We start from the raw sequence: 25,018 nt of genomic DNA, 5'->3' as shown, positions 1-25,018 counted from the left end.
GAATATAAATAGAAATTAAAATCGACAAAACTTCTTATTTTAGAGGAATACGTCAGAGTTCACCTCCAGGAGGGAATCAACACTTGAAATTACATCAGCAATATCTGCTGTTACATCGTCATTACGGTCACCATACAGAACATGAACTTACACTCGCCGATCTCGCTGAGTTGCTAAATTGTACACACCGCAATACGTTAACGATTGTCAAAAAGATGGTTGCCCATGATTGGATTCGTTGGGTTTCCCAGCGTGGCCGGGGTCGGCGTTCTTCACTGACTTTGCTTGTTCCGGCTGATCAAATCGCCGCAGAATATATGATGCAGGCCATGAATCGCCGGGAGTTACAGGAAGCTGCCGAGCAGGTGAGCGCATTCTCCAGTTCAACAATCATGCAGGATCATCTAAACCAGTGGTTGCTTGGATATTCAGGACATCATACGGAAGCCGGCACCAATAATGAGCAGATTGATACGCTTCGGTTGCCCCTCCGCCAACAGCTTCATGCGCTTGATCCGCTGTACATTAATCTATTAGCTGAATCCTTTGTTACCAGCCATGTCTTTGACGGGTTGGTTCAGCGGGGTGAACAGGGAGAGATCCTCCCATGTCTCGCTCATACCTGGGATGTCAGTGCAGACCGAAAGACCTGGATCTTTTATTTGCGAAAAGGTATTACATTTCACGATGGTCAGTTGTTGACGGCCCATGATATAGTGCATACGTTTGAACGACTGCAGTCTACAGATCGCCGGACACTGTACCGTGATGTAAGTAAACAGATTCTATCTATTGAAGCGGTCGATTCCTTAACCGTGTGTTTCCAGCTTAAAAATCCTCATGAATTGTTTTTGTCCTTCCTGACAACAAGTCGTGCGGCGATTGTACCCTCACCAGGAACAAACGAACATAAGATGAAGCATTCGGGTGATGTGCATGGGATGCAAAAACCTGTTGGGACGGGACCGTTCAAGGTCACCGCCTGGGATGATCACTTGTGCAGACTTGAAGCCTTTTCATCGTATTTTCAGGGTAGAGCACATATGGACCGGGTAGATATCCTGCAAATTCCGTGGAGTGCCTCGGCAAAAATGGACGATAGCCAAGATATCGAAACTCCGTTCTTTCATCTTGTTCATAATCCGTCTTCGTCTGCGGGTGCAGACTGGACACAGATTAGTGCAGGTGTAATGGTTCATAAATTACTCACGTGTAATACACAAAAAACCGGACCGTTAAACGATCCGGAAGTAAGAGCACACCTTCAGTCATGCCTTGCTGGAATGTATAGAGATGACGGACATGCAGATAACTCTGAGATCGTGGAGACTGATTTTAGTGCGGTGAATACCAAGAAAGTCCTGGCCCACTCGGAGGGATTTAGCGATATATCGATAAGTTCCGTATCCTCCAGTCCCATCTCCCTGCACATTGCAACCATTCCACAATATCGCAGGGATGCCCAACATCTGGCGTCCATACTGGAGCAATGCGGTTTCTCCTGTACCGTCCGAACCGCTACGATGGAGCAGTTCAAAGGAAATCTGAGGTTGGAATCTGATCTGATTCTCTTCTCTCTCATTCGGGACAGGGACGAAGAACTGCGAAGGTATGATCTCTACTCTACGTTATCTGAGCATCTGGAAGATTCTGCTCGTATAACGATCCATGAGATCTTGCAAACCATCGTCGCCTCTCCCATCGCTGCGGATCGAACTTGTGAATTAGACTGCATTGAGCAATTTTTGGTTGGTCAGAATTTACTGTTCCATTTATCTGAAAAACCAGTAGAAACCGCTTATCTGCCTTCAGTACGTGGTCTATCTTTCAACAGCCAGGGCTGGGTAAACCTGCGTCATATCTGGTTTCCGTGAATGCTCGTTAAACGAGCATAATAATACTTTCATTTCATGATGCGGTAATGATTTTGGATACCTATGAACTGGTCATTGGGTCGGCATCCACCTTCTGCTGTATTTTTTCATTTATCGTCGAAATGGTATCCTTCCGACGATAAATACCGAGAAGTAAACCGACCATGGCATATTCGAAAAGCAGGTGATTTCCATATCCTATTAAAGGAAAAACTATGCTAAGAATTGGAGCCTTGCCGGTAGTCATCGCCAATGAATAGATGATTTGCAACGCAAACATGGATGTGATACTGATAATTATCATTCGACCGAAATCATCCCGAATGCGAGGAAGCATCTTCACCATACTTGCAACAAACCAGATGATACCCACCAATAATATTATCCCGGCTGACCAGCCAAACACATCAATGAGCAGAACACCTGGGTAATCTAAATAACTCATTTTAAACATGTCGAACGTTGTATCAATCCCATTACCCCACCAGCCGGCTGATTGAATAATTTCAATAATGGAATTGTTACTATAGCCACCGTAAGGGTCATCCTGAAGATTCAAAACGACGGAAAGCCTCTCTAGGCGGCCGTACTTATCTGCAAAAAACAATAACAATACAAAAATACTTCCTGTTACAGCAGCACCTAAGGCTGTATAAAGCCATTTTCGCGTGAGCCAACCAAATAAAATAATGGACATTGTGCCAAACAGAAACATGCGAACCCAGTCCGACATTTGAAACAATAGCACTACAGGTAACGCTACCATAGCAATATAGGTCAATATGGATTGCATATTGCAGTTTGAATGAAACTTCTCCTGCACAATTGCCCCTATGGCAAGTGGCAAAATCCATACTGAAGCAGTCGTAAGGTCTATTACAAATCCAAGTGGTGCAATCAGGAATCTGCTCATACCATAAAAATCCGTAGATATCATTGGATTAATCCACAAAAGGGCATTAAGTAGAATATAGATCCACCAAGCAGCTTTTTTCAACTTACGATAATCAAAGTAAATAAAGAACAACATCAACATTACACCTATAACGGTGTACACCACATGCCCCCGATATAAGGACTGATACTTTTCATCTGCGACATTCATCGTAAAAATCCATATCAGTAACAGGCTAGTTATAGACAAACCAATTAGTCCAACTAACAGCCCCCAATGCATGCGATGACGATGCAATCGGTGCATACTCTTGCCTACGACAGCGGGATCGCCCATCTGTTCAATGGCATATGCAATTGCTTCTTCCTCTGTATAACCTTCTTGTTCTTTATCCAAAATCATCTCTTCCATGTGGTTTCCCAACTCATCACGCAGGTCGTTATGTACTTCGCGAGCTTTAACCTGAACACACATGTGATCAAGATAATGCTGAATTCGCTCATGTCGATTCGTCATGTCAGGCCTCCTTCCCCAAGCACCCGATCCACAGCTCTACGGAACAAATTCCACTCTGCTTTTTTACTTTGTAAGGCCTCCATGCCCTTGTCACGAATCGAATAATATTTCCGTTTACGACCTTCAACCTCCATCCAGTACGACTCTACCCAACCTTCAATCTCCATAGCATGCAAAATAGGATATAACGTGCCCTCTTTCAGATTAAACACACCCTCGGATTGACGATGTAATTCCTTAATTAATTCATAACCATACAACGGTCGTTCCTGAAGCAAGGTCAGAATCAATGTTTCGGTACTTCCTTTAATCATTTGTTTGTTAACCTGCAACGCACTCACTCCTTCCTTTTCAATTCATTTAGCAAGAGTTTTTAGATTTCGAAAAATAAATTTTTAAATCTCTTCTTTTCATATACATCGGAAACCTATGCATAGAACAACTAGGTATGATATTACCTTATCCTTCCTTTTCTGTCTAGCCAACAAGCTTCTTTATTTATGTTAAAATAAACAAGTCCTTTCATTCACGAACTCTAATGATGACTCTATATATTCGTGTGTTTTTCAATTACATATACTATTTTTTCAATACATTTAAGGAGGCATTACATTCATGAGCAAACTAATTTTCTTTCTCGGTGGGGCCGGAAGTGGCAAGACCACACTAGCAAAAGCCCTTTCCCGTAAACATAAAGCTGCTTTCTTCGATATGGATATTCTGCTTCGTCCCGCGGCTGAGGCGATCATGACCCTTCAGGGACTTGATCCTTCCGACCGAGATTCGCCTGAATACAAAAGGTTGTGCCGTGATCTTGGGTACCGCATTACGATGGACGCCGCTCTGGATAACGTTCAGTTGGGTATCGATACGATTGTTGTGGGGCCATTTACCAAGGAAATCGGTACCCCGGATTGGATTGCTCAGGAACTTGAACGAATTGGACATACTCTGGATGATACGGATGTGCGTGTGGCCTATATTTATCTTGAGAATGAAGCGTTGTATCACAAACGAATCTCAGCAAGACAATCCCCACTAGATGAATGGAAGTTAGCCAACTGGGATGCCTTCACAGCTTCTCTCGTCCGTAAAGAAATAGCCTGGCCTCTCCCTGCTTCATCCGTCGCTTATATTGATAATTCCAGTGATGATCCTGCGATTGCCTATGCTGAACTTGAACGACGGATGTACGCGTAGTTTTATAAAATCTACTTCCCAATTCCTTTGCACGATGTCGCTTTGCATGGAAAATAAGAAGACAAAACAAAAAAAGGTATTTGTCGAGACCCCCGTTGGGTCATCATGACAAATACCTCTTTTCATATATTCAAGATTATTCAAAACTCACTCTTCATCCTCCACAATTGCGGGATCACGCAAAAAGGTTTGCGGAAGTCCTGCCATAATAAGTGCGTACTACGGAATCGCCATTACATTCAAACTGATAGATTATAGATGTACTTAAATGTAAGAGAACGAACATATCTCAACTCAAAGGAGAATTTCATGAAATCTCACGTAGCAACATGTCCAACTCAACAACAACAACAGAGCTACAAATCAAATCCTAATTGGAAACGTGCCGTAGCCAACATCCTCCTGGTTGCATCTCTGAGTTTCACCACAATAACCAGTGTATCGGCAGAGAGCAGCCTCCCTCTTCCTCAGGTAAGTCCTCAGGAAACTGAATCGTTCATCAATCAATTCTTCGCCCAACCTGAAGTGAAGTCTGCTTTGAAAGGTGCCGTAGTCACGGTTGTTCACGACCAACAGATCGTGTTGAATAAAGGATATGGTTATGCCAATGTGGAAAAACAAATCCCCGTCGATGCCGACTCCACTCTATTCCGTGTAGCCTCCATCTCCAAAACGCTGACAGCAACTGCCATTATGCAATTGGCCGAGCAAGGTAACGTAAAGCTTGATCAGGATATCAGCGCATACACAGATGCTTTGCATCTGACCAACCATACCGGAACAGCGTTAACATTGGAACATCTGATGACCCACACCAGCGGGTTTGATTTCACAGATGCAGCAGCTACACCCAGGGAGTTGAATCATCCTTATCCGCTTGAGCAATTCATCCAAGACAACAAACCGTCCGTTGTTCGCAATCCAGGAGAAGTTTTCCGTTACGACAACTACGGCTATGCACTCTTGGGCTACATTGTTCAGAAACAGTCCAAACTTCCGTTTGAGACTTATGTACAACAGCATATATTCAACCCTCTTGATATGTCGGATAGCCATTTTACACTAAGCAAAGACACGCTGAGTAAACTCGCAATTCCTTATGGCGCTGAAGGACAAGAACTTCCGCAATATCCCAATGTACCGGACAGCTCCCCTGAGGGCGGATTCATTACAACTGGACGGGATATGGCTCACTTTATGCTTGCGCAGCTCAATCAAGGTACGTACCAGGGTGCACGTATACTAGAACCGTCATCCGTCCAAGCAATGCAAACGCTGGATGTCTCCATACACCCGGATATACCTGGAACAGGTTACGGATTCGAATCCACCTATTCGCAGTATAATCATGGACGGAAAGTCGTGAGTAAAGCAGGCGATCTGGACGGATTCCACTCCAATCTGTGGCTGTTGCCTAACGAGAAGACTGGACTATTTATCGTCTCCAACAGTGATGGACCAGATCTGCGAGAAGCGCTTTTTCAAGCATTTATGGATCATTTTTATCCGAGTAATGAGGTCCAAGATGTCAATTATAGCGTACCCGAGTCTTCACTCCATTCCTACGAGGGACTATATCGGGATATCCGTTTGCCTGCATGGTTGTATGATATTACAGCAACAGAGAAAGGTCTTCAGGTTATAGATGCTTATGGCACTCACACTTTAACACCCGTTAAGGACATGTTGTTCATGGATGAGGAAGGCAAGCTCGCTGGTTTCAAAAAAAATCAGTCAGGTGAAATCACGTATTTCTATTACAACAAGTCAGATAGCTGGTCCGAGAAATTGCCAGAAGCCAAACCTTATGAAGATGTGCCAGAAGACCATCCCTATGCTCCGTACATCTATCGTTTAACACAGATTGGCCTGTATCCACAGGATCAATCCCTATTTGAACCAGAGAAGCCTGTTAGTCGTGGGGAGTTTGTAACACAGGTTGTGGGCATAAGCGGAATGTCCATTTCAGCTCAATCACCAAAATTTAAAGATACCCAATCAAGTCCCTACGCCGCCTACATTCAAACCGCTCTTGAACTGGGTATTGTGCAAGGTAATACTCGTGGATTGTTCCATCCTGACCAAGCCATAACAAGGCAAGAGGCCGCGGTGATCATATCGAGAACGGCACAACAACTCCTTGGCGCACCTGCCGTAACTGCCGATCTCATCGGTTCACAGGATCGTTGGGCTGAAGAAGGTGTCCAGTTTGTGGTTGCTCTAGGTCTCTACGGTCCGGAAGTATCTGTATCCAGCACCGGTGCTGTGGATTATAGATCGAAGCAACCTATGCTGAGGCAGGAATCATCAGTTTTGATGTACAAAATGTTAGGCACTCTGCTACATTAACATAGAGTGATGCTCGGCAAGCCATGTCATTGCTACATGGCTTGTTTTTCCACTTCATTTTACCAACGATGCATTTTATAAGAACGGATGATTTTACCATGCGACTAAAACTCTCATTACATAGATTCATGAAAACTAAATTTAATTTCGTATGGTTTGTAACGATGTTGTGCTTTATACTGACAGCCACGTATATCCATATCTCTTCATTTATGAATCCTTATATCGGACTTTCGTTGACACCAAATGCCTCCAATTCTTGGGCAGTACATGATGTAGATCCGCAAGGTTTAGCTTATACATCCGGGATTAGATCAGGTGACACCGTTATCTCCTTGGAACCCAAAGGAGGAGTCCGGTTACTCCATCAAAAAGGTGTATTCTTAGTGACTGAAGCCTACATCATCGACGTTGAGAATTCTCACGGTCAGGCATCCGAACATACCATGAAGCCTGGACCACGTGAATGGTTCAACATCGGCTTCTCATCCATAGTAGAATTATTGCTATTGTTGACCGGAACCTATGCCTTCTTTAACCAACCCGGTTCACGAGTGATGCGCCTGTTCTACCTCCTTAACCTGTCCATGGCCATATGTATACTGACGATATACACATCCCAGTTGCCTTTATCCAATTATATTCTGGCCTTTTGTGCGGCATGGTTACCTTACTGTCTAACTGCTTTTTATGTGTCTTTTGTATTCCGTACCCGTCTGCATCGTTTTCGATGGTTATTAATCATCAGCAGATGTATTGCGATTGCCTACTCTACTGGCCTTGCCTTTCTGTACATCAAGCAGTGGATGATGACCGATATTCAGATCAATCAAGGCATTACTACCGTCAGTACTCCTGTTGCACCGTCTGGTCCAACCAATCTGCTCAACTTTATTCTTTGTGCAACCCTTCTGATCTTAATCTGGATGACATGGGTTAATCGTAAAAGCTACAATCGCAAGGAGCAGAACCAGCTATTGCTCATGTTAACAGGAATTATTGTCAGCCTGATTCCCTTCATCATCTGTTTTGCTATTCCAACCCTGCTTCAAGGTGAACCGTTATTGCCTGTAGAGTACACATTAATTGGATTTCTGCCTTTATCATGGATGTTCACTTATGTACTTGTACAACGGAGTATGCTTGACCTCAAACTGGTTATGCCAAGATTGATGATTCATGGACTATATGCTTTAATCGCATTTTTACTGTTTCTGGCTGCTTCTCACCTGCATTCGTTAATTCATATCAGCTTGCTGTTTGTCTCGTTTTTGCTGATCACTTGGGTGTATCAGTACACGCTCACACGCTCACGCAAGAAAAACAAACTTAACAAAGACTGGCTGGAACACCAGCAACTGCGGTTGACTGTGCGAATGGCTGAGCAGCAAAACATGCGGGACATGATTCACGTGTTTGCCGAGATGTTCCACAAGATGCTGGATATTGAAGGTGTAATTCTCATATGGATTGATGATAAACACAGATATTCTCAGGAAGGCACAGGGATTTTTGCTTCCATTCAGAATATAGATAACCAGATTTTGGATATTGAAGTTTTACGACAAAAATATGAATTGGCACAGGTTTGGGAGCTATCAGGTGAACCCACTACGGAGACGATAGGATTTTTGGGCATCGGTCACAAAGAAAATCGCACCCTTTTTTCAGCAGAAGAGCAGGATATCATTGATCAAGGCAGGCTGGAAGCAATTCGAATGCTCGTCAATGGGAGACTCTTATCCGATCTGCAGAAGCGATATGAATACCGTGTAGACCAGACAGCTCTTCATGAATACCAGATACGCCGTCATCGGCAGTTCAATGATATTATGATGGAAGCCCAACAGGCAGAGCGTATGAAAACCTCTTATTTCCTTCATGATCAACTGCTTCAAAACCTGATTTTCCTGTCTCGTGATTTGGAGGAATTACACGATACCGGAGATACGCATAAGGATCAAACGGCTGTTTGGCTGGAGTGCCTGTATGCTTCCCAGAGAGATATACGTCAATTGTGCGATGATCTCTACCCTCATATTATGGATCGAAGTGATCTTGAGGAAGCGTTGCAATGGCTCATCCGTACACTTCAAATGCAAAGTGGCATCAGAATGGAACTAAACTACAACGCCCTCTCTGAAGAGTTGAAGCACGAACCTCTGAAGTCCACCGTCTTTCGGACGGTCCGCGAACTCATTATGAATGTGATGAAGCACGCACAGGCGTCGTTCTGCTCCATTCAGGTACATACAAGGGATACTGACTTGATTCTCCAAGTAGAGGATGACGGCTTGGGGTTTAATGTTCATACCACATTTGATACTGCAACAGGGCACTTCGGTTTGATATCCATACAAAGCAGCATTCAGCATCTCGGTGGAGAATTCACCATACATTCCAGCCTTGGCAAAGGAACCTCAATCAACATCCGTTTGCCTTTAACCAAAGGAGCAACTGAACAATGAGCGAACCCATTACAGTCGTACTGCTTGATGATCACCCCCTGGTCATGGAAGGTCTCAACAACCGCTTAAACCGCGAACCCGGCATACAGGTAATAAAAACATTCAGCGATCCATTGCTTTTTTTATCCGAAGTAGAGGCGTTGCGACCAGATGTTGTTGTGATGGATATCCGCATGCCCCAGCTTGACGGGTTCGAGGTTGTGAGAAGATTGAAAGATCAATACGGGTTATCCGTCAAAATTATACTGCTATCCGGATACAACTATCACGAATTCCAGTTAAAAGCTTATGATCTGGGCGTTCATGCCTACTTGTCAAAGCAAGCAACGTATGGACAGATTATCAACGCCATCCACCAAAGTATGTTGGGTCATGTGCTTATTCCAGAGAAAATGTTATCTCCTAATCTTGAGCAATCCCTCACAGCAACTGAACGGGAAGTGCTTAACCGCATTGCACTGGAGATGACCAACAAGGAGATTGCACAGGATCTGGCGATCAGTCCACGTACAGTGGAGTATCATATAACTTCTATTACGCAGAAATTTGGTGTGAAGTCCAGAGTTGGTGCTGTAGTCAAAGGCTATCAGGCAGGGATTCTCGGTGACGTAACACTCCCTGAGAAACGGTAAAACATGTACCACTTTAAAAGAACAACAAAAGAGCGGCAGAACACCCTGTAATACAACCTGAGGTTTGTTCTGAACCGCTCTATTTGTTGATTTACTTTACTATGAGGTTTTCCTATAAGGAGCATTCATGCTTGATACGTCTGCTCCTTTACCCGCGCTGACGTGCCGCTTGACGTTCAGCAATGCGAGACTTAATCATTCCGTGACTTTCATCAATCTCTTCCGGTGTGCACGCGGCTTTCAGCTCATATACTTTCACCGGAGAACGGTCGATAATATCCAAAAACGAATCAAAAAAGGTCATGTCTTTACTATGGATGTATGGACACCAATGATCTGATAACCCTACGGTTTCATGAATATGCACGCCAACCACGTGATCAATCAACGCGTTAGCCTCACGTACATTATCGTACAGCCCCATTCGATCCATCATCATGCCGTGACCAATATCGTACCAAAGACCAAGCGGTGCGCCCTTCATTTGTCCAATAATCGTTCCCGCTTCGTGCAAAGTCGGCATCTGATAACAGCGTGAACGGGTCTCAATACCGAAATTCACCCCGTATCCCCGCTGCTCCGACAAGTTACATACCTCTTCCAGACTCTCCTGAATAAGGCTCAGGTAATGTGCGCTGCCATCTTCCCGCTTCTCCAGCATCTCTTGCCATAAAGATTGATATGCTGGTGAATCCGGTCCTTGATCGTGGTATATCTTTTTCAACGCTTCATCTATATTATATTCAAACGGAACCTCACCGGGATGTACAACGACAGCCTTGGCCCCATAACGATGTGCGTACTCGGCTGAGCGAAGTAACAGCTCAATCGCCCGTTTGCGGCGCGGTTCATCATCGAACCCAAGCAGGACGGAATCCGTCCCATAGTCGGGATCAGCCACATGCGGGAATGTATTATGCACACTGGATACACCGATCTCGCCCCGTTCAATCATCGGTTCTATCGTCTGCAGCATCTCTTCCGTAACGTTATAATTCAGCTCAACTTGTTTGAATCCAAGAGACTTGATCTCCTCGATCATGCCTTGTCCGGTCGTATGACGTTTGATATTCCAACATGTTGAGAACGAATATTCCTGTTTGTCCGTATACATCATTGGTCCTCCTGTCTCTCATTCTATCGCCCATTCATATTCCATTTATCTCTATCTATATAAGTTGAACCAATACACTTTATACTAGATCACTCCAATTGCAGTACCATCTTCTGATCGCTGTTATCCCCAGATTTTTTTGATCCCCTTCTCCAAAGGGAAAAATCCGGTGATAGCTTATGCTTCCGATGCAGCTTTCTTGCAGAAAGCTTTCAGGCGAACGCTCCGCTTCTTCAGATCGGTTCTGCACTCTTCGTTCTCGTGTAAATGTTCAGTTCATCTTATATACCTATTTATTCCTCAATCCGTTGTCTTCACGGAGGGTGAGTTTAAATCTCATCTTGTTTGCCGTCTTTCCAGGCACATAACGATAGATGATCTCCGCATGATTCACGTACATTAACACGGATGGTTCAGGTGCTTCAGCCTTCACGGTACACGTAAGTCCCGGGAACTGCCATAACGCTGGTGTAATATCCTGCTGCCGAAGGGATGGCCCTCTGATTTCAAAATAAACATCGATTTCTTCCGCCGTATCCAGCTCCACATCAATGGTTAACGAATCTGGTGTGAGATCCGCATCAAACGTTACTCCGCGCAGATGACTGTTCCACCCCTCGCCTACCTCACGGCGGATCAAGCGAAGATAATAACGCTCCCCCGTCTCTGTCTGCCAGTGGATCGTGGCGGGATGCATCTGGCCGTTGGTATTCACGCTTCCCGACATGGCCCCGATCATCCGATCCTCACCGATCCAGGCTTTGGCTGTACACAGATTCCGATTGGACGTTGGATCATTGCGCTCACACAGTTCCATGAACTGTTTCTGCACAAGCCGATCTTCTTGATGAGCCTTGAAATACGGCACGGCTTCAGCGGGCACATCCACCCCAAGGAGCGCAATCAGTGGATCATGGCCTGACTCACAGTTGATTCCTGCCAGATATTCATACCCTTCTCCAAGCAAGAGATAGATAAATACACCGATCGAACTATGCTCTCGCATCTCCATGTCGTACGCCCGAGAGAATGGGCCGGAGAGATTCTCCAGGTTGGCATTATAATATAGCGCAATGTTATTCCACAGCCCATGTTCAATCCGGTGTCCGATTTCGATCAAACGTTCCGTGAGTCCATACTTTCGATACATGCCAAGCACGGACAGATCAACCCCGTAATACGTTGTCGTATTGAACTCCGCGAATGTACCGTTGTATTGTTCAACCTCCTTCATCAACCCCTCCGCCTGTTCATCCGAATGCTGAATCCAATCTGTTCGGTTCAAGCGATGGCCGTAGTAGTGGGTAATGAAAATATGCATCAACTCAATATTCGTGTTCATTGGAATTACGTCGGATAACCTGCGTTCTATTGACCCTTGAACAGCCAGTTCCATCGCATGGTCCATCCGTTTCATGAGTGTCTCCGGCAGTAGTTCGGCGAATTCGGCAGTTACGACCACACAGACACAAGCGATAAACTCGCGCCAGTTGGGATCATAGCTGATCCAGACCGGTGGCAGAACCTGATTCACTGCCGAATGAAAAAGGTGTTTCAGTTGTTTGGGGTCTACTGCCTCTGTGAGCAGAGAACCCTCTTCCTGTAGTTTATGGATAAACTGCGCAGACACCTTCTCAAAGGTGCGTTCCAGGAAATAGGCCGTGCCTGGCGCAAAAGATTTCCAAGCATAGTGACCCGCTGGTGGATGCACATCATTGGGGCGGGTCGCGAATGTTCCGTGATAGATCTCATCCGGAGCGTCATATTGAACATCGAGCACCTTGTGGAACACCCGTATCGCGTGTTCCACATCACCAGGCTTATTTCGAATCAACAACCCGAGCGCATAATGTGCACTGGCTCGTGTGCTATGCTGCGATGAATCCTCTTCTTCAAAACTGCGAAGCAGATCCATTTCCTTGTCATAGAAGCTATCCATCATCAACATGGACTGATTTATAAGATACTGTTGTTCTTTCGACATCTTCTCTACCATTCGTTGTGTCATGTCATGTGACCTCCCGAGACTATAGGTGTGTGTTCAAAAAGATCAGTTTTCAGTACCAAGAAGATGGAATTAAGCTAGAAATGGAGTAGCGGAGCGTAGGACAACTACGTGAGCAACGGACATTTCGGCTAAATTTCATATTCGATGCTGATGATGCCACTAGGCATCATTCGTAATCAAAAGTGAACTTTTTGAACAACCTCTATTAACCTTTTACAGCACCTACCATTACGCCACTGATAAAGTACCGCTGCAACCACGGATACACAAGCAGGATCGGTAACGTGGAGAATATAACGCTGGCTGCTTTCAGACTCTCAGGCAGGACTTGAACAGCACCAATACCTTCGTTCTGCATCAGTTCTGTAATCTGGTTTTGCTGAATCATCTGATACAATTTCAATTGCAAAGGGTATAGTTCAGGCTTGGTAATATACATGAGTGCATCCTGGAAACCATTCCACCGTCCTACCGCGTAGAATAGGCTCAGTGTTGCCATAACCGGAAGGGATAGCGGCAAGATGATGCGCATAAGGGTTCCAAAGTGGCTGCTTCCATCAATGCCTGCTGCTTCTTCTAGACTTTCGGGAATCCCTCTGAAGAAGGTAATGAGGATAATCATATAAAACGGACTAATCAATCCAGGCAGAATAAGTCCCCATGTGCTATCAAGTAGATGTAGATTTTTGATCAGAATGTACTCGGGGATAATGCCGCCACTGAAGAACATCGTCACCACAATGACAAGCATGAACCACTTGCGCCCTTTTAGATTACTCTTCGCCAGTGGATAAGCTGCTGCAATGGTCATCACCATGCTTAGCACCGTACTCAGGACGGTCAGCCAAATGGTATAGATGAGGGAACGAATCATTGATCCATCTGCAAATACCTTGGTATACGCCTCAAACGATAACTCTTTGGGGAAAAAGGAAACTTCTCCTGAACCGATCGCCCGGTTTGAGCTGAGCGAGATCGCAATAATATGAATGAATGGTGCAAGACACACCACCATCGTAATGATAATAAGAATGACGTTTACCGTGTTGAATATTCGATTCGCCGTGTTTTCAGACATCTCACTCACTCCTTACAGATCATATGTGAATCAATCCACTACATAATGCTCTCATCGGTTAATTTCTTGGACGTATAGTTCGCTCCGAGTATGAAGACAAGTCCAACTAATGCCTGGAACAAACCTACAGCTGTTGCGAGCGTAACCTGACCAGATTGTAAACCGACACGATAGACAAATGTGCTGAGCACATCCGAGTATTCACGTACAGCCACGTTACCGATAATAAACGGTCGGTCGAAGCCGATAGAGATCATGTTGCCGACATTGATGATCAATAAGGTAACAATCGTTGTTTTGATGCCTGGCAAGGAGATGTGCCAGATTCTGCGTAGCCGACTTGCTCCATCCACTTCTGCGGCTTCGTAGAGTTCCCGGTTAATGCCCGTGAGAGATGCCAGATACAGAATCGTACCCCAGCCTGCACTCTGCCACACGCCTACCGCAAGATACGTGAAGAGCCAATAGTTTTTGTCTGAAAGGAAAGGTAATGGATCAAATCCCATGCTCATCAAGATATTGTTAATAAAACCGGATTGTGTACCGAATACCTGAAGTACGATCCCTCCAATAATAACCCACGAAATAAAGTGAGGAATGTACAGTAAAGTCTGTGCCAACTTTTTGAACCAGGCCTTCTTCAGCTCGAATAATAAGATGGCTAATATAAGTGGTGCCGGGAAGGAGACCAGTAGATCCAGCATGTTAAGCACTAACGTGTTGCGTAATGCCGTGTAGAATCCCTGATTTTGAAACACTTCTCTGAATGCATCCAAGCCAATCCACTCACTACCGGCGATCCCTTGAAAGAAGTTAAAGTCCTTGAACGCAATCTGCACGCCATACATTGGCCCATACTTGAAAATAATGAAGTAGATCATGGGCAGTAGGAGCAACGCATATAGTTGCCAGTTTCTGCGGAAATAGATGCTTGTTTTCATATACCTTCCCCCCATGTCATTCAGGATTCTTCATCAAGGCGATGTTGCCATCGCCCTAATGAAATCCCTGTTCTTTGTTGTCATACACATTAGATGTGATCTCTACTCTACTTATTTCATCGCTTTGTAAGCTTCTGTACGTTCATCCAGGATTGCTTGACCACCGCTCGCCATGTAGTCCTTCATCATGCTGTCATACGTAGCTTCAAAATCAGCGGGTTTGGAAATGGTTGTTTTCACGAAAAACTCCATAAACTTGTCTTTCAAGCCGTTACCGTAACGTGCTTCTGCGTCAATCGGTTTGGAGAAACGTACCGGTTGAATGGTGTCCGTGTTAGAGATCGCTACCGACTTGCGCATATCATCCCGATACTTCGACTCTACCTGTACGACATAAGCCTCTTCATTTTTCTTGTCATCTCCAACGTATTTACCATTGACGATAATGGCAATGTCACCGGAATTATAGATACGACCTGCGATTTCAGGAGAAGCATCATCTTTGATCAGTGGAACTCCATCCACGAGCTCATAGTTCTCGTTTTCAACACCGAATTGCAGATCGAACAGGTTGTTGCCCGAAGCCATCCAATCCAGATACTTCGTCGCTGCTTCCGCATTGTTGCTTGACTTCGGAATCATGACATACATCGCATTGGGTGCATAAGCCGGTTTGGCGAATTTGCCTTCGGAGTTTTTGAATGCATCAATCGGTGTCATCACTGCACCAGGTTGATTGGTTTGCAGGTTTTTGTACGTACCGGAGATATAAATCTCCCCTGCATCCTCGGTGTAGAATCCAACTTTGCCGTTAGATACATCTTCCCACAGCTTTTTCTTGTCTTTGTCGAGTCCAAAGTCCTTGCTCATTAATCCTTCATTATAAAGTGTGTTCATATATTTCAGAGCGTCCTTGAAACCAGGCAACAACGTTGGATAGTCATTGGAACCCAGTTGCTGCGTTAATGTATATTTCTGTTCTTCCGTCAGCGGTTCAATGAATGACCAGATCAGTGGTTCATATTGAGCCGAGGCAATGGACATCCCCATCGGAATAAGTCCTGTACCAACTTTACCCGGATCTTTTTCCTTAAAGGCCTTCAGTGTTGTATGCAGCTCCTCAGCTGTCTCAGGGGAAGGCAATCCGAGTGCATCCAGCCAGTCCTGACGAACATAGGATGCGTACTTCCCAAGTACAAGACGTTTACCTGGAACCGCGAACTGTTGTCCATCGTATTGACCGTAGGCCAGCGTTTCATCTCCCAGGAACTTCTTCAGGTTAGGACCACTTTGATTGATCAGATCCGTAAGTTCGGTCAGACCTCCTTGCTCTGCATACCGGTTGAATGTTCCCGAATCGTAGGTAAAGACGATATCAGGTACTTCAGAGCCACTCGCCATCAGAACGTTAAGTTTCTGTACTTCCTCCGAGCGTGGTACCGGAACAAACTGAACATCGATGTTATTTGGATCACCAAACTTCTCTTGAATGAAGCGAGTCAGATAACTGTCCGAAATGGTGTAGCCCGCCGGAGTGTTTCCCCGATCGAAGATTTCTACTTTCAAAGTCGTTTTCCCCCCCGAACCCGACTCTCCAGAGGAAGATGTTGATTCGCTTCCTGATGAACATGCAGATAATAATAGAGTGAATGCTGTTACCACTGCGAGGATTGAACTTGCCTTGCGTGCCTTACGTCTTTGAAATAATCTCATTTGACCTTTCCCCTTTCGCACACTCTCTGAATGGATTCACATGATTGCCACTCCACTTTGTTCATCCCATTTTGTTGCACCTGTGAATGTCACTAATCATTACATAAGATCTGATATTTAGACAATAAACTATTTTCAACATGTGAAATTCACGTTTTTTAAGTTAAATACCGCGATATATAAACATATTTCCTGACAATATGCAATTTTCACACCATTAACGTTAACTATAATAACATATTGTGTTGTATTCATTTTGGTTTCTCATAGACAATCTGGCATCACCCATCTTGCAATAATCTTTTTTCCATTAAATCTCTCTTCAAAAAATGAAAAAGAGACCACATCTTATGTGATCTCCTTGTTTAGCAACACGTGTAGAACGATTCGACGCACTAATTCCTTGGCGGAAGATTAAACTTCATTTGACCAAACAACGTATCGATGGCATTTCCCGCAAATTGATCGATGACATGTTCGTTGATCGTGTCCGTATGTTCCAAAATCAACACATTATACTTCTCATCATAATGCATTCCGCCCAAAATAAATCGTACTGGAATGTTCTGAGATGTCCCTTGCTTCGAAATGGCTTGAATAAGTTCGGATTCATGCCTTTGTTGACTTGTCGTGTAGGTACCAACAGGTATAGTTATCGTATATGACGAGTCATCTACATGAAATGTAAATGTGTTGTTGCTTGCTGTAATGGTAACCCGTTTACTGATATCTACCGATCCCCACACTTGCTGTCCATATTTGTACACCATCTTCAACTCCTGCCCTATTAATCTATGAATTGTCATAATGCTAGTATAGGACATTCGTAAAATTCATTAACAACATACCAGCTACACTGGCCTAAGATCGTGGTTGAACATCCAAAAAATCTCCTGCAAAGAACGATAAGGGACGAAACCTTATTGCCTCATACAGGAGATTTCATAGATATCTCTAGGATTATTGGATTTTACCCGATACTCGGATGTTCTAACACGTGCAATTCCGTTATTGATCCCCTTGTTTTCCACTCCGCTTGCGATAGTCCCCTGGTGTCACGCCCATAATCCGTTTGAATACCCTGCCGAAAGAGATGGCATTGGCATAACCCACTTGCAGAGCAATATCCTGAACAGCCATATCGGATGCAGACAACAGACGACAGGCCTTTTCGACCCTCAGTTTCACCAGAAAATCAACAAACTTCATCTCAAACTCTTCCTTGAACAGATAACTCGCATATTTGCCCGAGATCTGGAACCGATCACTCAGATGTTTCAGCGACAGATCCGGATCATCAAAATGCTCTTCAATATAAATCCGGAGCTCGTTGATCATCGCTCGATGACTTTTCGTTTCATTTACAGATACATAATTGCGATAAACTTCTTTAAGCCACTCCTGCAAAATCTCTTGAATCCCCTCGAGTGTCTCCACCTGCTGGATATCACTGCGAAGACGAGTCAGGATTTCCTCGGAAAATTGGCTTTGCAACCGCTCAGACAGCTCCCCGAATTCACGGGACAACATCTGGATTAACGCCTGCAGCAACATGCGAATATCGTTATCTGTAATCTGATCTTCATTAAACGCAACAAACATCTGATCCAGCTGCGTTCGCCAACCATCACCGGTTAGTCTGAATTCACGGACAAAGTCTGCAAGCATCTGCAAATACTTGTACGATTGCAGCTCAATACGATCTGGCAGTTGCTCACTGAGAACGATCGCATCTTTACCAAGGGTAAGTCTATGCTGCAAACCCGCATCTGCACTCGCATAGGAACGAGTAATCTCCTCCCAGCCCGATACGGTTCGTCCAATCCCGAACGTAAACCGTAGGCGGAAGTTTTCCGCAATCCACATATGCATCTGCTTAGCCAGATCCATAAGTAATTCACGGTCCAGTCCTTCCTGCTCATCCGATGCAATCACCACAATAAGCCTGCGGTTCCCAAACCATTCAGCCCAACCGCCGAACTGGGTCTCATTCTGCACAAGTTCTTCCACTACGTTCATAAGCGCAATCTTCAGAATATTCTGATTGGTCGAGAGATCGTCACCATTCATCTCCGCAATGAGGACAGCAACACTCTTCGGTTCCATGAATCGTTCCTCTAGCGGTTGCAGATGGCGAAGTCGCTGACGGAACGAATCCATTCGCTCTCCTTCCATCAGATCAACAAGCAACTGTCTGCGATGAATCAGCAAGTTTTCATGATGTTGTTTCTCATAGTCAACCGTTTGAGCAATCAGATGTTCCAGCGCACGGTCGATGAGTGCCAGTTCATCCTTGACGGATGGTGCTGCTTCATCCTCCTCGGCACGTGGCTGTAACGCCTGAATTCGATTCATGATGAGCTGGATGGGGCGTGTATTTCTGCGAGTAATGTAGATTAGTCCCGCCACCGCACCAACAATCGTTAATAAACCAATACCGATCCACACATAAGAAACAAGGGAAACCCATGAATACAGTTGTCCGGATTGAATACCACTCTCGAAGACCAGACCAAGTTTGTCCGCAGTCACACGATTAAGGATTTCACCTGCTGAAGAGTCCATTTGATGCGCGGTATAGATCAGATTGTCGCTCTTATCCCGAACCTGAAGAACAGATAACTTTTCATTGGTCATGTTATCAATCTGCCGTTCTACTGCATACATGCGGATGGTAATGACGAGCAGTCCTTCCCCGCCCCACGGTAACGGAAGCCACTTATTCATGCTAATCACCTGTGAAGGTACGTCGAATGAACGTTCCTTATAATCACGTGGCAGATTCCAACCGAGGTTCTCCCGATTTTTCAAGGCTTGCTCAATATAGGCACGATCTTCGAAATCTTCCAAACGCATCATGCCTCTGGGCGTAAGAATCTGGGAATCCGACATACGATAGAGATAAATGGATTGAATCATATCCTGCTGATCCAGCATACGTCCCAGCCCACTTGCCGCATCATAGATGAACTGACTCGATAATTGTCCCTGTCCAGCTTCCAGAAAGCGACTATATGTTTTGTTTGCACCAATGTCTTCAAGCAACCGAAGCTCAATGTCACTTAGCGAGCGCTCCAGTGTATCCACGATATAGCGGGTGGAGATCATGTCAGCTTTTTGTGTTTCGTTACGTGAGAGTTCGTTGACAATCAGGAAGGAGAGAAAGATCAGAATGGAAATCGTAAGCAGAAAAATAGGAAAATACGAATACATCAACTTGGTGTGCCAATTCCGCTTCAGATTTACTTTCATAGGCTCCAACTCCTTCCATCTCTATTCTAATGAGTATGCTCTTCTCTGTTCTTTGGCCTGCCTGCTGACGATATACAGAATCACTGATCCTAGTGCCGCACTGATCGTGCAAGCCAGATACATCAGTGATGGACCGCCGGAATCGAGTAAATATCCGTTAAGCATATTACCAACAATTCCGCCCAGGCCAGCAAACACCATGTTAAATAAACTTTGTCCGGTGGCCTGCATTTCCCGCCCCGTAACCGATGCCACATATTCCACTGCTGCAATATAAAAGAATCCGAAGGATAACCCATGCAGCACCTGAACGCCAATCATGACCTCAGGCGTCGGCCATAGCCATTGTATCCCCCAACGTAACATATAGGCCCCCGCTGCAAGCAGCATCGTGCGTTCATGCCCCCATTTTCGGAGTATGAATGCCGCTGCCAACATGGATGGAACATTGGTAATCGACGCAAGCAACAACGCCGTACCTGTCATGGTTACAGAACCGCCAGCCATCTGAAATGAAATAACAAAAAAGGAGTTAAACGCAGTGAGCGTTTGGTTAACCAGGAAACAACCTGTTAGAAATAGAAGGAATGTCCGGTTTCGGAGCAATCTTGCCAAACCTACGGAGAAGGTTACCGAGGACGAGGATATGCTCGTCTGCCGGGGAAGTGTACTTGCCAGTATAGCGCTCAGAATGTTAAACAGAAGAAATGGCAGCCATAACATGTGAATGGAAAACTGGGAGAGATACATCCCTGCGGCAAATCCCCCAACTCCCGTTCCTATGCTGCCGAAGAGTCGGATCATGCCATATGAGGTGTTCGCGGCTCTCGCAGCTGTAACCGCATAGGAGTCAGCAACGGGTATTTGAGTCACTTGGAATATAGTGCATAAAGTATAAATCAATATTAATATAAAGTACACTTGAATATTGTAGAAATACGCTAACGATGCAGGAACAAGCAGGCTTATCACCAGTACGAACCGTGTCTTTTTAAAATTATCTACCAGAATTCCCCATATAGGTTGAAGGATAATAGATACAAGTGTGCCAAACGCCATAATAAATCCGGTTTCTTTACTGGAAAAACCTTGTGCAACCAATATGGGATTAATGTACGGGTTAAACATCCCCCCGGCAAGCCCCATAAACAGATATAGGCCCTGTAATTGGAGTAAAACACGTTTTGCATCCTTGGAATCGGCTTTTATTTTCTCTGTGTAAGCCTTCATATGTCTACTTCTCATCCGGATCTCCATCCTTTATTTCTGTAGTTGCTTCGCCTATTCTCTATTTTTAAGCGCGTGTCAGACTGGACTTGATTGCAGCCAATGCCCCGATTGCTCCTGCTTTGTTCCCCAGTTCAGCTACAGCTAAAAGTGTAGGCAGAACAGTGTAACGTTGGAGGCGTGTGCGCACTTCATTTAGATAATAGGATGGATTGGATGCAGCCACGCCACCACCGATCACTATAATGGAAGGATTGAGTAAAGCCGTAATATTCGCCAGACCTCTCGCCATATAACGCATGGGTAGTTCCAGAATCTCCAGGGCAGCAAGATCACCCGACTCCGCTGCTTTGAATACATGCCTGGCTTCAATCTGTTCCGCTTCCCCTCCTGCCAGACTCATGATCAGGGATAAGGAACTTCCCTTTCCAGCAGCAAAATAACGCCTCGCCTGTTCGGTAATTCCCGTACCTGAAGTCACTTGCTCAAATACGCCAAAGGAATCCGCATCCGCAACGTAACCGGTATGAAGCCCTTCGTCTCCTGCAATGAAATGCCCAATCTCACCTGCTGCTCCATTCTGGCCGCTATAGAGCTGTCCATTCAGGATAAGAGCAGATCCAATGCCTGTTCCAACCGTGACCATTACACAGTGTTGATGTCCCTGTGCTGCCCCTTGATCATATTCTCCCATTGCCGCCATATTCACATCATTATCCAACATGATATTCCCGCTGTAGTACTTCGCAATAACAGGGCGAATATCTAGCTCAGGCCACTGAAAAGCGGGAGCATTTCGCAGTATCCCCTCCTCTTGCAGAATCACACCAGGGAATCCCAAGCCTGCACCTTTAAGTTGATCCAGACTGCATCCAACTTCGCGGCAGAATATTTCCAATTCAGTAAATAACCATCGGAAGAACTCATCCGGCTGATCACTGGCAAGCGTAGGCAAGATACGTTCATGAACTTCATTTCCAGCCTGTTGTGATGACAAGAGCATTAATGTTTTGGTGCCTCCAATGTCAATACCTGCAATCCAGCCGGATAGATCACCTCCAACCGTACCATTCTGATTGGTCTGATAATTATTACTTACGTTTTTCACGGATTCTGTCATGCCTTTTCCCTCCTCACATGTTGTATATCCAATCTCTTATTCCATGGCTTCCTGCTGAAGGTTCAGCATCGTTTGTTGTATGGCCACCTGTACCGCGCCAGTGACAACAGCCTGCTCACCAAGCTTGGAACAGATTAACTGTGGTTGCACAGGGAATTGCTCAGAGATGATCTGCCTCAGTAAAGGCAATAACATATCACCGTTCCCTCCTACACCTCCGCCAAGCACAATGAGATCTGGAGCAAGCACAACGCTAATCTGACGCAGAGCGGAAGCAATCTTCTGGCTGTATTGTTGTAGAATGTCTAACGCCTCTACTTCTCCACTGCGCGCAGCTTCAAATAACTTCTCGGGAGTTAGGTGTCTGTGAAGATCATCTGCACCCGAATCAGCAACTTCCAATAGTTCATCATGCTGATCTAGATAATCTTTCGCCAGTTGCATCAGACCATCAGCGGACAGCACTTCCTCCAGACGTCGGCCATCGTCCACCAGCATCTCCGCGATCTCTCCAGTTAAGCCACCTAAACCTCGAAGCAGTTGGCCATGTACCATGATGCCAGCGCCTGTCCCTGTACCGATGGAGAAAAAAACAAACAAGGGATATCCTGCTGCTGCACCACTCCGATACTCCCCAAGGGCTGCAAGATTCACATCATTTTCCAGAATTACTTCACAGGGAAAAGCTCCTGACAACGATTCTAGAGAGAAAGCTTCTTCCAGACCCGCTAACGGGTCCACAATACGATTGATACGCCCTGATTCAGGCAGCACTACGCCTGGTATACCAAACCCGATGCACTGAATCTGATCCCAGTTCAGATGATTCTCATCAAGCAGTTCGTTCATATGGCTTCGAAGAAGTTCCAACATCGTCGCTTCTCCTCGCTCATAAGCTCCTTGAACAACCATGGGATATGTTCTATAGGCAATGATCTCTCCATTCAGATCGGATAATGCAACCCGAATACGTGTTGCCCCGATATCTATACCACAGACATAATAAGCCGTTTCGTTGAAACGAATGAGGGTTGCTTTTCGACCCTGAGCGTTGTCAGCTGGCCCCATTTCCCTCACCAGATTACGGTCAATCAGATGTTCGACTGCCAAAGATACTGTTGGTTTACTGAGTCCGGTCTGACGGCTGATATCCGCTCTCGACATGGTTCCCTGAGTTATGAGGGCATCCATGATGAGATTTTCATTCAGATTGCGGATATACTGCGGTGTGCCAGCCATGTTATCGCCTCCTCTTATAGTTAGTTAGGTTTATTAACAAATTGATTAAATTCAATATATCATCGTGTTTGGTAGGTGTACAGCTTTTTGTCATTGCACTCTTTTAGTAGAAAGTTTTACTAGAAAGAACCAACCTTCACCTGTAACACAGAAGCCTAATAAAGGAATTATTATACAATAATAGACGTTTATACATTTCCGAAACAGTGACACGCTCATAGAATACCTTATCACGATCAGGGAGGTTTTAATATGTATAGAAAACATCATAAATGTCATCATCCAAGACCAAAGTGTTTTTACAAAAAAATTACGAAAACTTGTGTTACCAAAGTGAAATATGTCCCTACAAAGTGTAAAAAACACTGTCATGTCACTGTTGAATATTGTGGAATCAAAAAAAGAAGACATTATTAATACTCTTTTGCCCTTCTCTTCAGAGAAGGGTTCTTTCTTATTGAACTAGGTTAATACCGGATACCATTAACCTATCAAAAAAGTTGCGGTGATATTTCACCGCAACTCCTTTCTTCCTTATATACATATATTCATCAAGTTTTAGAGAGTTCAATAAATCCTTCACCGAAAACATCACGCACGTCATGAATGGTGATAAAAGCAATCTCATCTTCTGCTCGTACAATCTTCTTGAGCATAGAAACTTCCTGCTTGCTAATCACAATGTATAGAATTTCTTTCTTATTTTTTGTGTAATAGCCATGACCGGACAGGACGGTTACTCCGCGATCCATCTTCTCAATGACTTGCTTTGCGATTTCATCCTGTTTGGAAGAGATAATCATGACTGCTTTTTTCGGATTGAGCCCTTCAATAATGAACTCCATTGTTTTGGTTCCGACAAACAGCAAGACAATTGTACACATTAATCCTTGTGGTCCAATGATGAAGTATGAGGAGAAAGCCACAATCAGATCGAAGAACAGAAGTCCGTAACTGATATTCCAATCCAGATATTTGTTGGCAAGTCGGGCCAGGATCACTGTCCCCGCCGTTGTGCCTCCCACTCTAACAATCAAGCCAATTCCAAGACCGGCAAATAATCCGGCAAAAATGGTATTGATCCAGAGTTCATCCGATGCAATCGTCCAACTCTCCGTCAGATGCAGGAACAACGAGTTGAATACCACTGCAATAATCGTATATACCGTAGTCGTTTTATCAAGAAACCGATATCCCACAATTAACAAAATACCGTTCAGGATCAAGTTCATCAGTCCTGGGGACCATTCAAACAGGTAATACAAAATAATCGTGATACCCGTGACGCCGCCTTCAGCCAAATCGTTCGGGATGACAAACAGGTTCACCGCCAGTGCAAACAGAAATGCACCTGCCATAATAAATAGGATATCCGTAATTCGTTTCTTCATT

The 25,018-nt window shown here is 44.7% G+C and carries 18 protein-coding genes; 5 read left to right on the top strand and 13 right to left on the bottom strand.

All coding sequences use genetic code 11. The features are described 5' to 3' along the window. The first annotated feature begins 83 nt into the window (after window positions 1-83). A complete protein-coding gene (locus C161_RS13130; RefSeq protein WP_036670654.1) occupies window positions 84-1,874 on the top strand; it encodes an ABC transporter substrate-binding protein in 1,791 nt (596 codons plus the stop codon). A gap of 61 nt (window positions 1,875-1,935) precedes the next feature. Here C161_RS13130 and C161_RS13125 read toward each other — a convergent pair whose 3' ends face one another. Next, window positions 1,936-3,285 (bottom strand): FtsW/RodA/SpoVE family cell cycle protein, encoded by a 1,350-nt coding sequence (locus C161_RS13125; protein WP_036670653.1) that lies wholly within the window; start codon window positions 3,283-3,285, stop codon window positions 1,936-1,938. Then, window positions 3,282-3,617, bottom strand: a complete 336-nt coding sequence (locus C161_RS13120; protein ID WP_017688825.1) for a PadR family transcriptional regulator — start codon at window positions 3,615-3,617, stop codon at window positions 3,282-3,284. The genes C161_RS13125 and C161_RS13120 overlap by 4 nt, the downstream gene beginning before the upstream one ends. A gap of 283 nt (window positions 3,618-3,900) precedes the next feature. Here C161_RS13120 and C161_RS13115 point away from each other — a divergent pair, with 283 nt between their 5' ends. The 4 genes from C161_RS13115 (at window position 3,901) to C161_RS13100 (ending at window position 9,934) form a co-directional block, all read left to right on the top strand. Next, complete coding sequence (locus C161_RS13115; protein WP_036608665.1) at window positions 3,901-4,485, top strand: AAA family ATPase; 585 nt, start codon at window positions 3,901-3,903, stop codon at window positions 4,483-4,485. 309 nt (window positions 4,486-4,794) lie between these two features. Next, window positions 4,795-6,834, top strand: a complete 2,040-nt coding sequence (locus C161_RS13110; RefSeq protein WP_051447084.1) for a serine hydrolase — start codon at window positions 4,795-4,797, stop codon at window positions 6,832-6,834. Between the two features lie 128 nt (window positions 6,835-6,962). Continuing rightward, the gene (locus tag C161_RS13105; protein WP_235193800.1) at window positions 6,963-9,302 is read left to right on the top strand and encodes a sensor histidine kinase; all 2,340 of its coding nucleotides are present in this window, start codon (window positions 6,963-6,965) and stop codon (window positions 9,300-9,302) included. After that, window positions 9,299-9,934, top strand: coding sequence for a response regulator transcription factor (locus C161_RS13100; protein WP_036608667.1), 636 nt, complete (start codon window positions 9,299-9,301; stop codon window positions 9,932-9,934). The genes C161_RS13105 and C161_RS13100 overlap by 4 nt, the downstream gene beginning before the upstream one ends. A gap of 148 nt (window positions 9,935-10,082) precedes the next feature. On the opposite strand, the gene C161_RS13095 is transcribed toward C161_RS13100, so the two are convergent. The 11 genes from C161_RS13095 to C161_RS13045 form a co-directional block, all read right to left on the bottom strand. Next, window positions 10,083-11,048 carry a sugar phosphate isomerase/epimerase family protein gene (locus C161_RS13095; protein ID WP_036608668.1) on the bottom strand — a complete coding sequence of 322 codons (966 nt, stop codon included), beginning with the start codon at window positions 11,046-11,048 and terminating at the stop codon, window positions 10,083-10,085. A 289-nt stretch (window positions 11,049-11,337) separates the two neighbouring features. After that, on the bottom strand, window positions 11,338-13,056 hold the full coding sequence (locus C161_RS13090) for a hypothetical protein (protein WP_036670651.1): 1,719 nt from the start codon (window positions 13,054-13,056) through the stop codon (window positions 11,338-11,340). A 205-nt stretch (window positions 13,057-13,261) separates the two neighbouring features. Further along, window positions 13,262-14,134: a carbohydrate ABC transporter permease gene (locus tag C161_RS13085; protein ID WP_036608671.1), complete on the bottom strand. Its 873-nt coding sequence runs from the start codon at window positions 14,132-14,134 to the stop codon at window positions 13,262-13,264. Between the two features lie 38 nt (window positions 14,135-14,172). Continuing rightward, window positions 14,173-15,075, bottom strand: coding sequence for an ABC transporter permease (locus C161_RS13080; RefSeq protein ID WP_017688833.1), 903 nt, complete (start codon window positions 15,073-15,075; stop codon window positions 14,173-14,175). Window positions 15,076-15,186: 111 nt separating this feature from the next. Then, the gene (locus C161_RS13075) at window positions 15,187-16,788 is read right to left on the bottom strand and encodes an extracellular solute-binding protein (protein ID WP_036608672.1); all 1,602 of its coding nucleotides are present in this window, start codon (window positions 16,786-16,788) and stop codon (window positions 15,187-15,189) included. Between the two features lie 395 nt (window positions 16,789-17,183). Continuing rightward, the gene (locus tag C161_RS13070; RefSeq protein ID WP_155985039.1) at window positions 17,184-17,594 is read right to left on the bottom strand and encodes a hypothetical protein; all 411 of its coding nucleotides are present in this window, start codon (window positions 17,592-17,594) and stop codon (window positions 17,184-17,186) included. Between the two features lie 202 nt (window positions 17,595-17,796). Continuing rightward, window positions 17,797-20,040, bottom strand: coding sequence for a helix-turn-helix domain-containing protein (locus C161_RS13065; RefSeq protein ID WP_051449718.1), 2,244 nt, complete (start codon window positions 20,038-20,040; stop codon window positions 17,797-17,799). A gap of 21 nt (window positions 20,041-20,061) precedes the next feature. Further along, complete coding sequence (locus C161_RS13060; protein WP_235193799.1) at window positions 20,062-21,285, bottom strand: MFS transporter; 1,224 nt, start codon at window positions 21,283-21,285, stop codon at window positions 20,062-20,064. Between the two features lie 49 nt (window positions 21,286-21,334). Next, window positions 21,335-22,387: an ROK family protein gene (locus C161_RS13055; protein ID WP_036670650.1), complete on the bottom strand. Its 1,053-nt coding sequence runs from the start codon at window positions 22,385-22,387 to the stop codon at window positions 21,335-21,337. 36 nt (window positions 22,388-22,423) lie between these two features. Further along, entirely contained in the window at window positions 22,424-23,626 is a 1,203-nt protein-coding gene (locus C161_RS13050) for an ROK family transcriptional regulator (RefSeq protein WP_036670648.1), read from the bottom strand. Window positions 23,627-24,177: 551 nt separating this feature from the next. Then, window positions 24,178-25,017 (bottom strand): YitT family protein, encoded by an 840-nt coding sequence (locus C161_RS13045; protein WP_017688839.1) that lies wholly within the window; start codon window positions 25,015-25,017, stop codon window positions 24,178-24,180. Window position 25,018 lies beyond the last annotated feature (1 nt).

Origin of the sequence: Paenibacillus sp. FSL R5-192, assembly GCF_000517845.1 — a bacterium.
GTDB lineage: Bacteria > Bacillota > Bacilli > Paenibacillales > Paenibacillaceae > Paenibacillus > Paenibacillus amylolyticus.
This window is presented reverse-complemented; position numbering and strand designations above follow the sequence as displayed.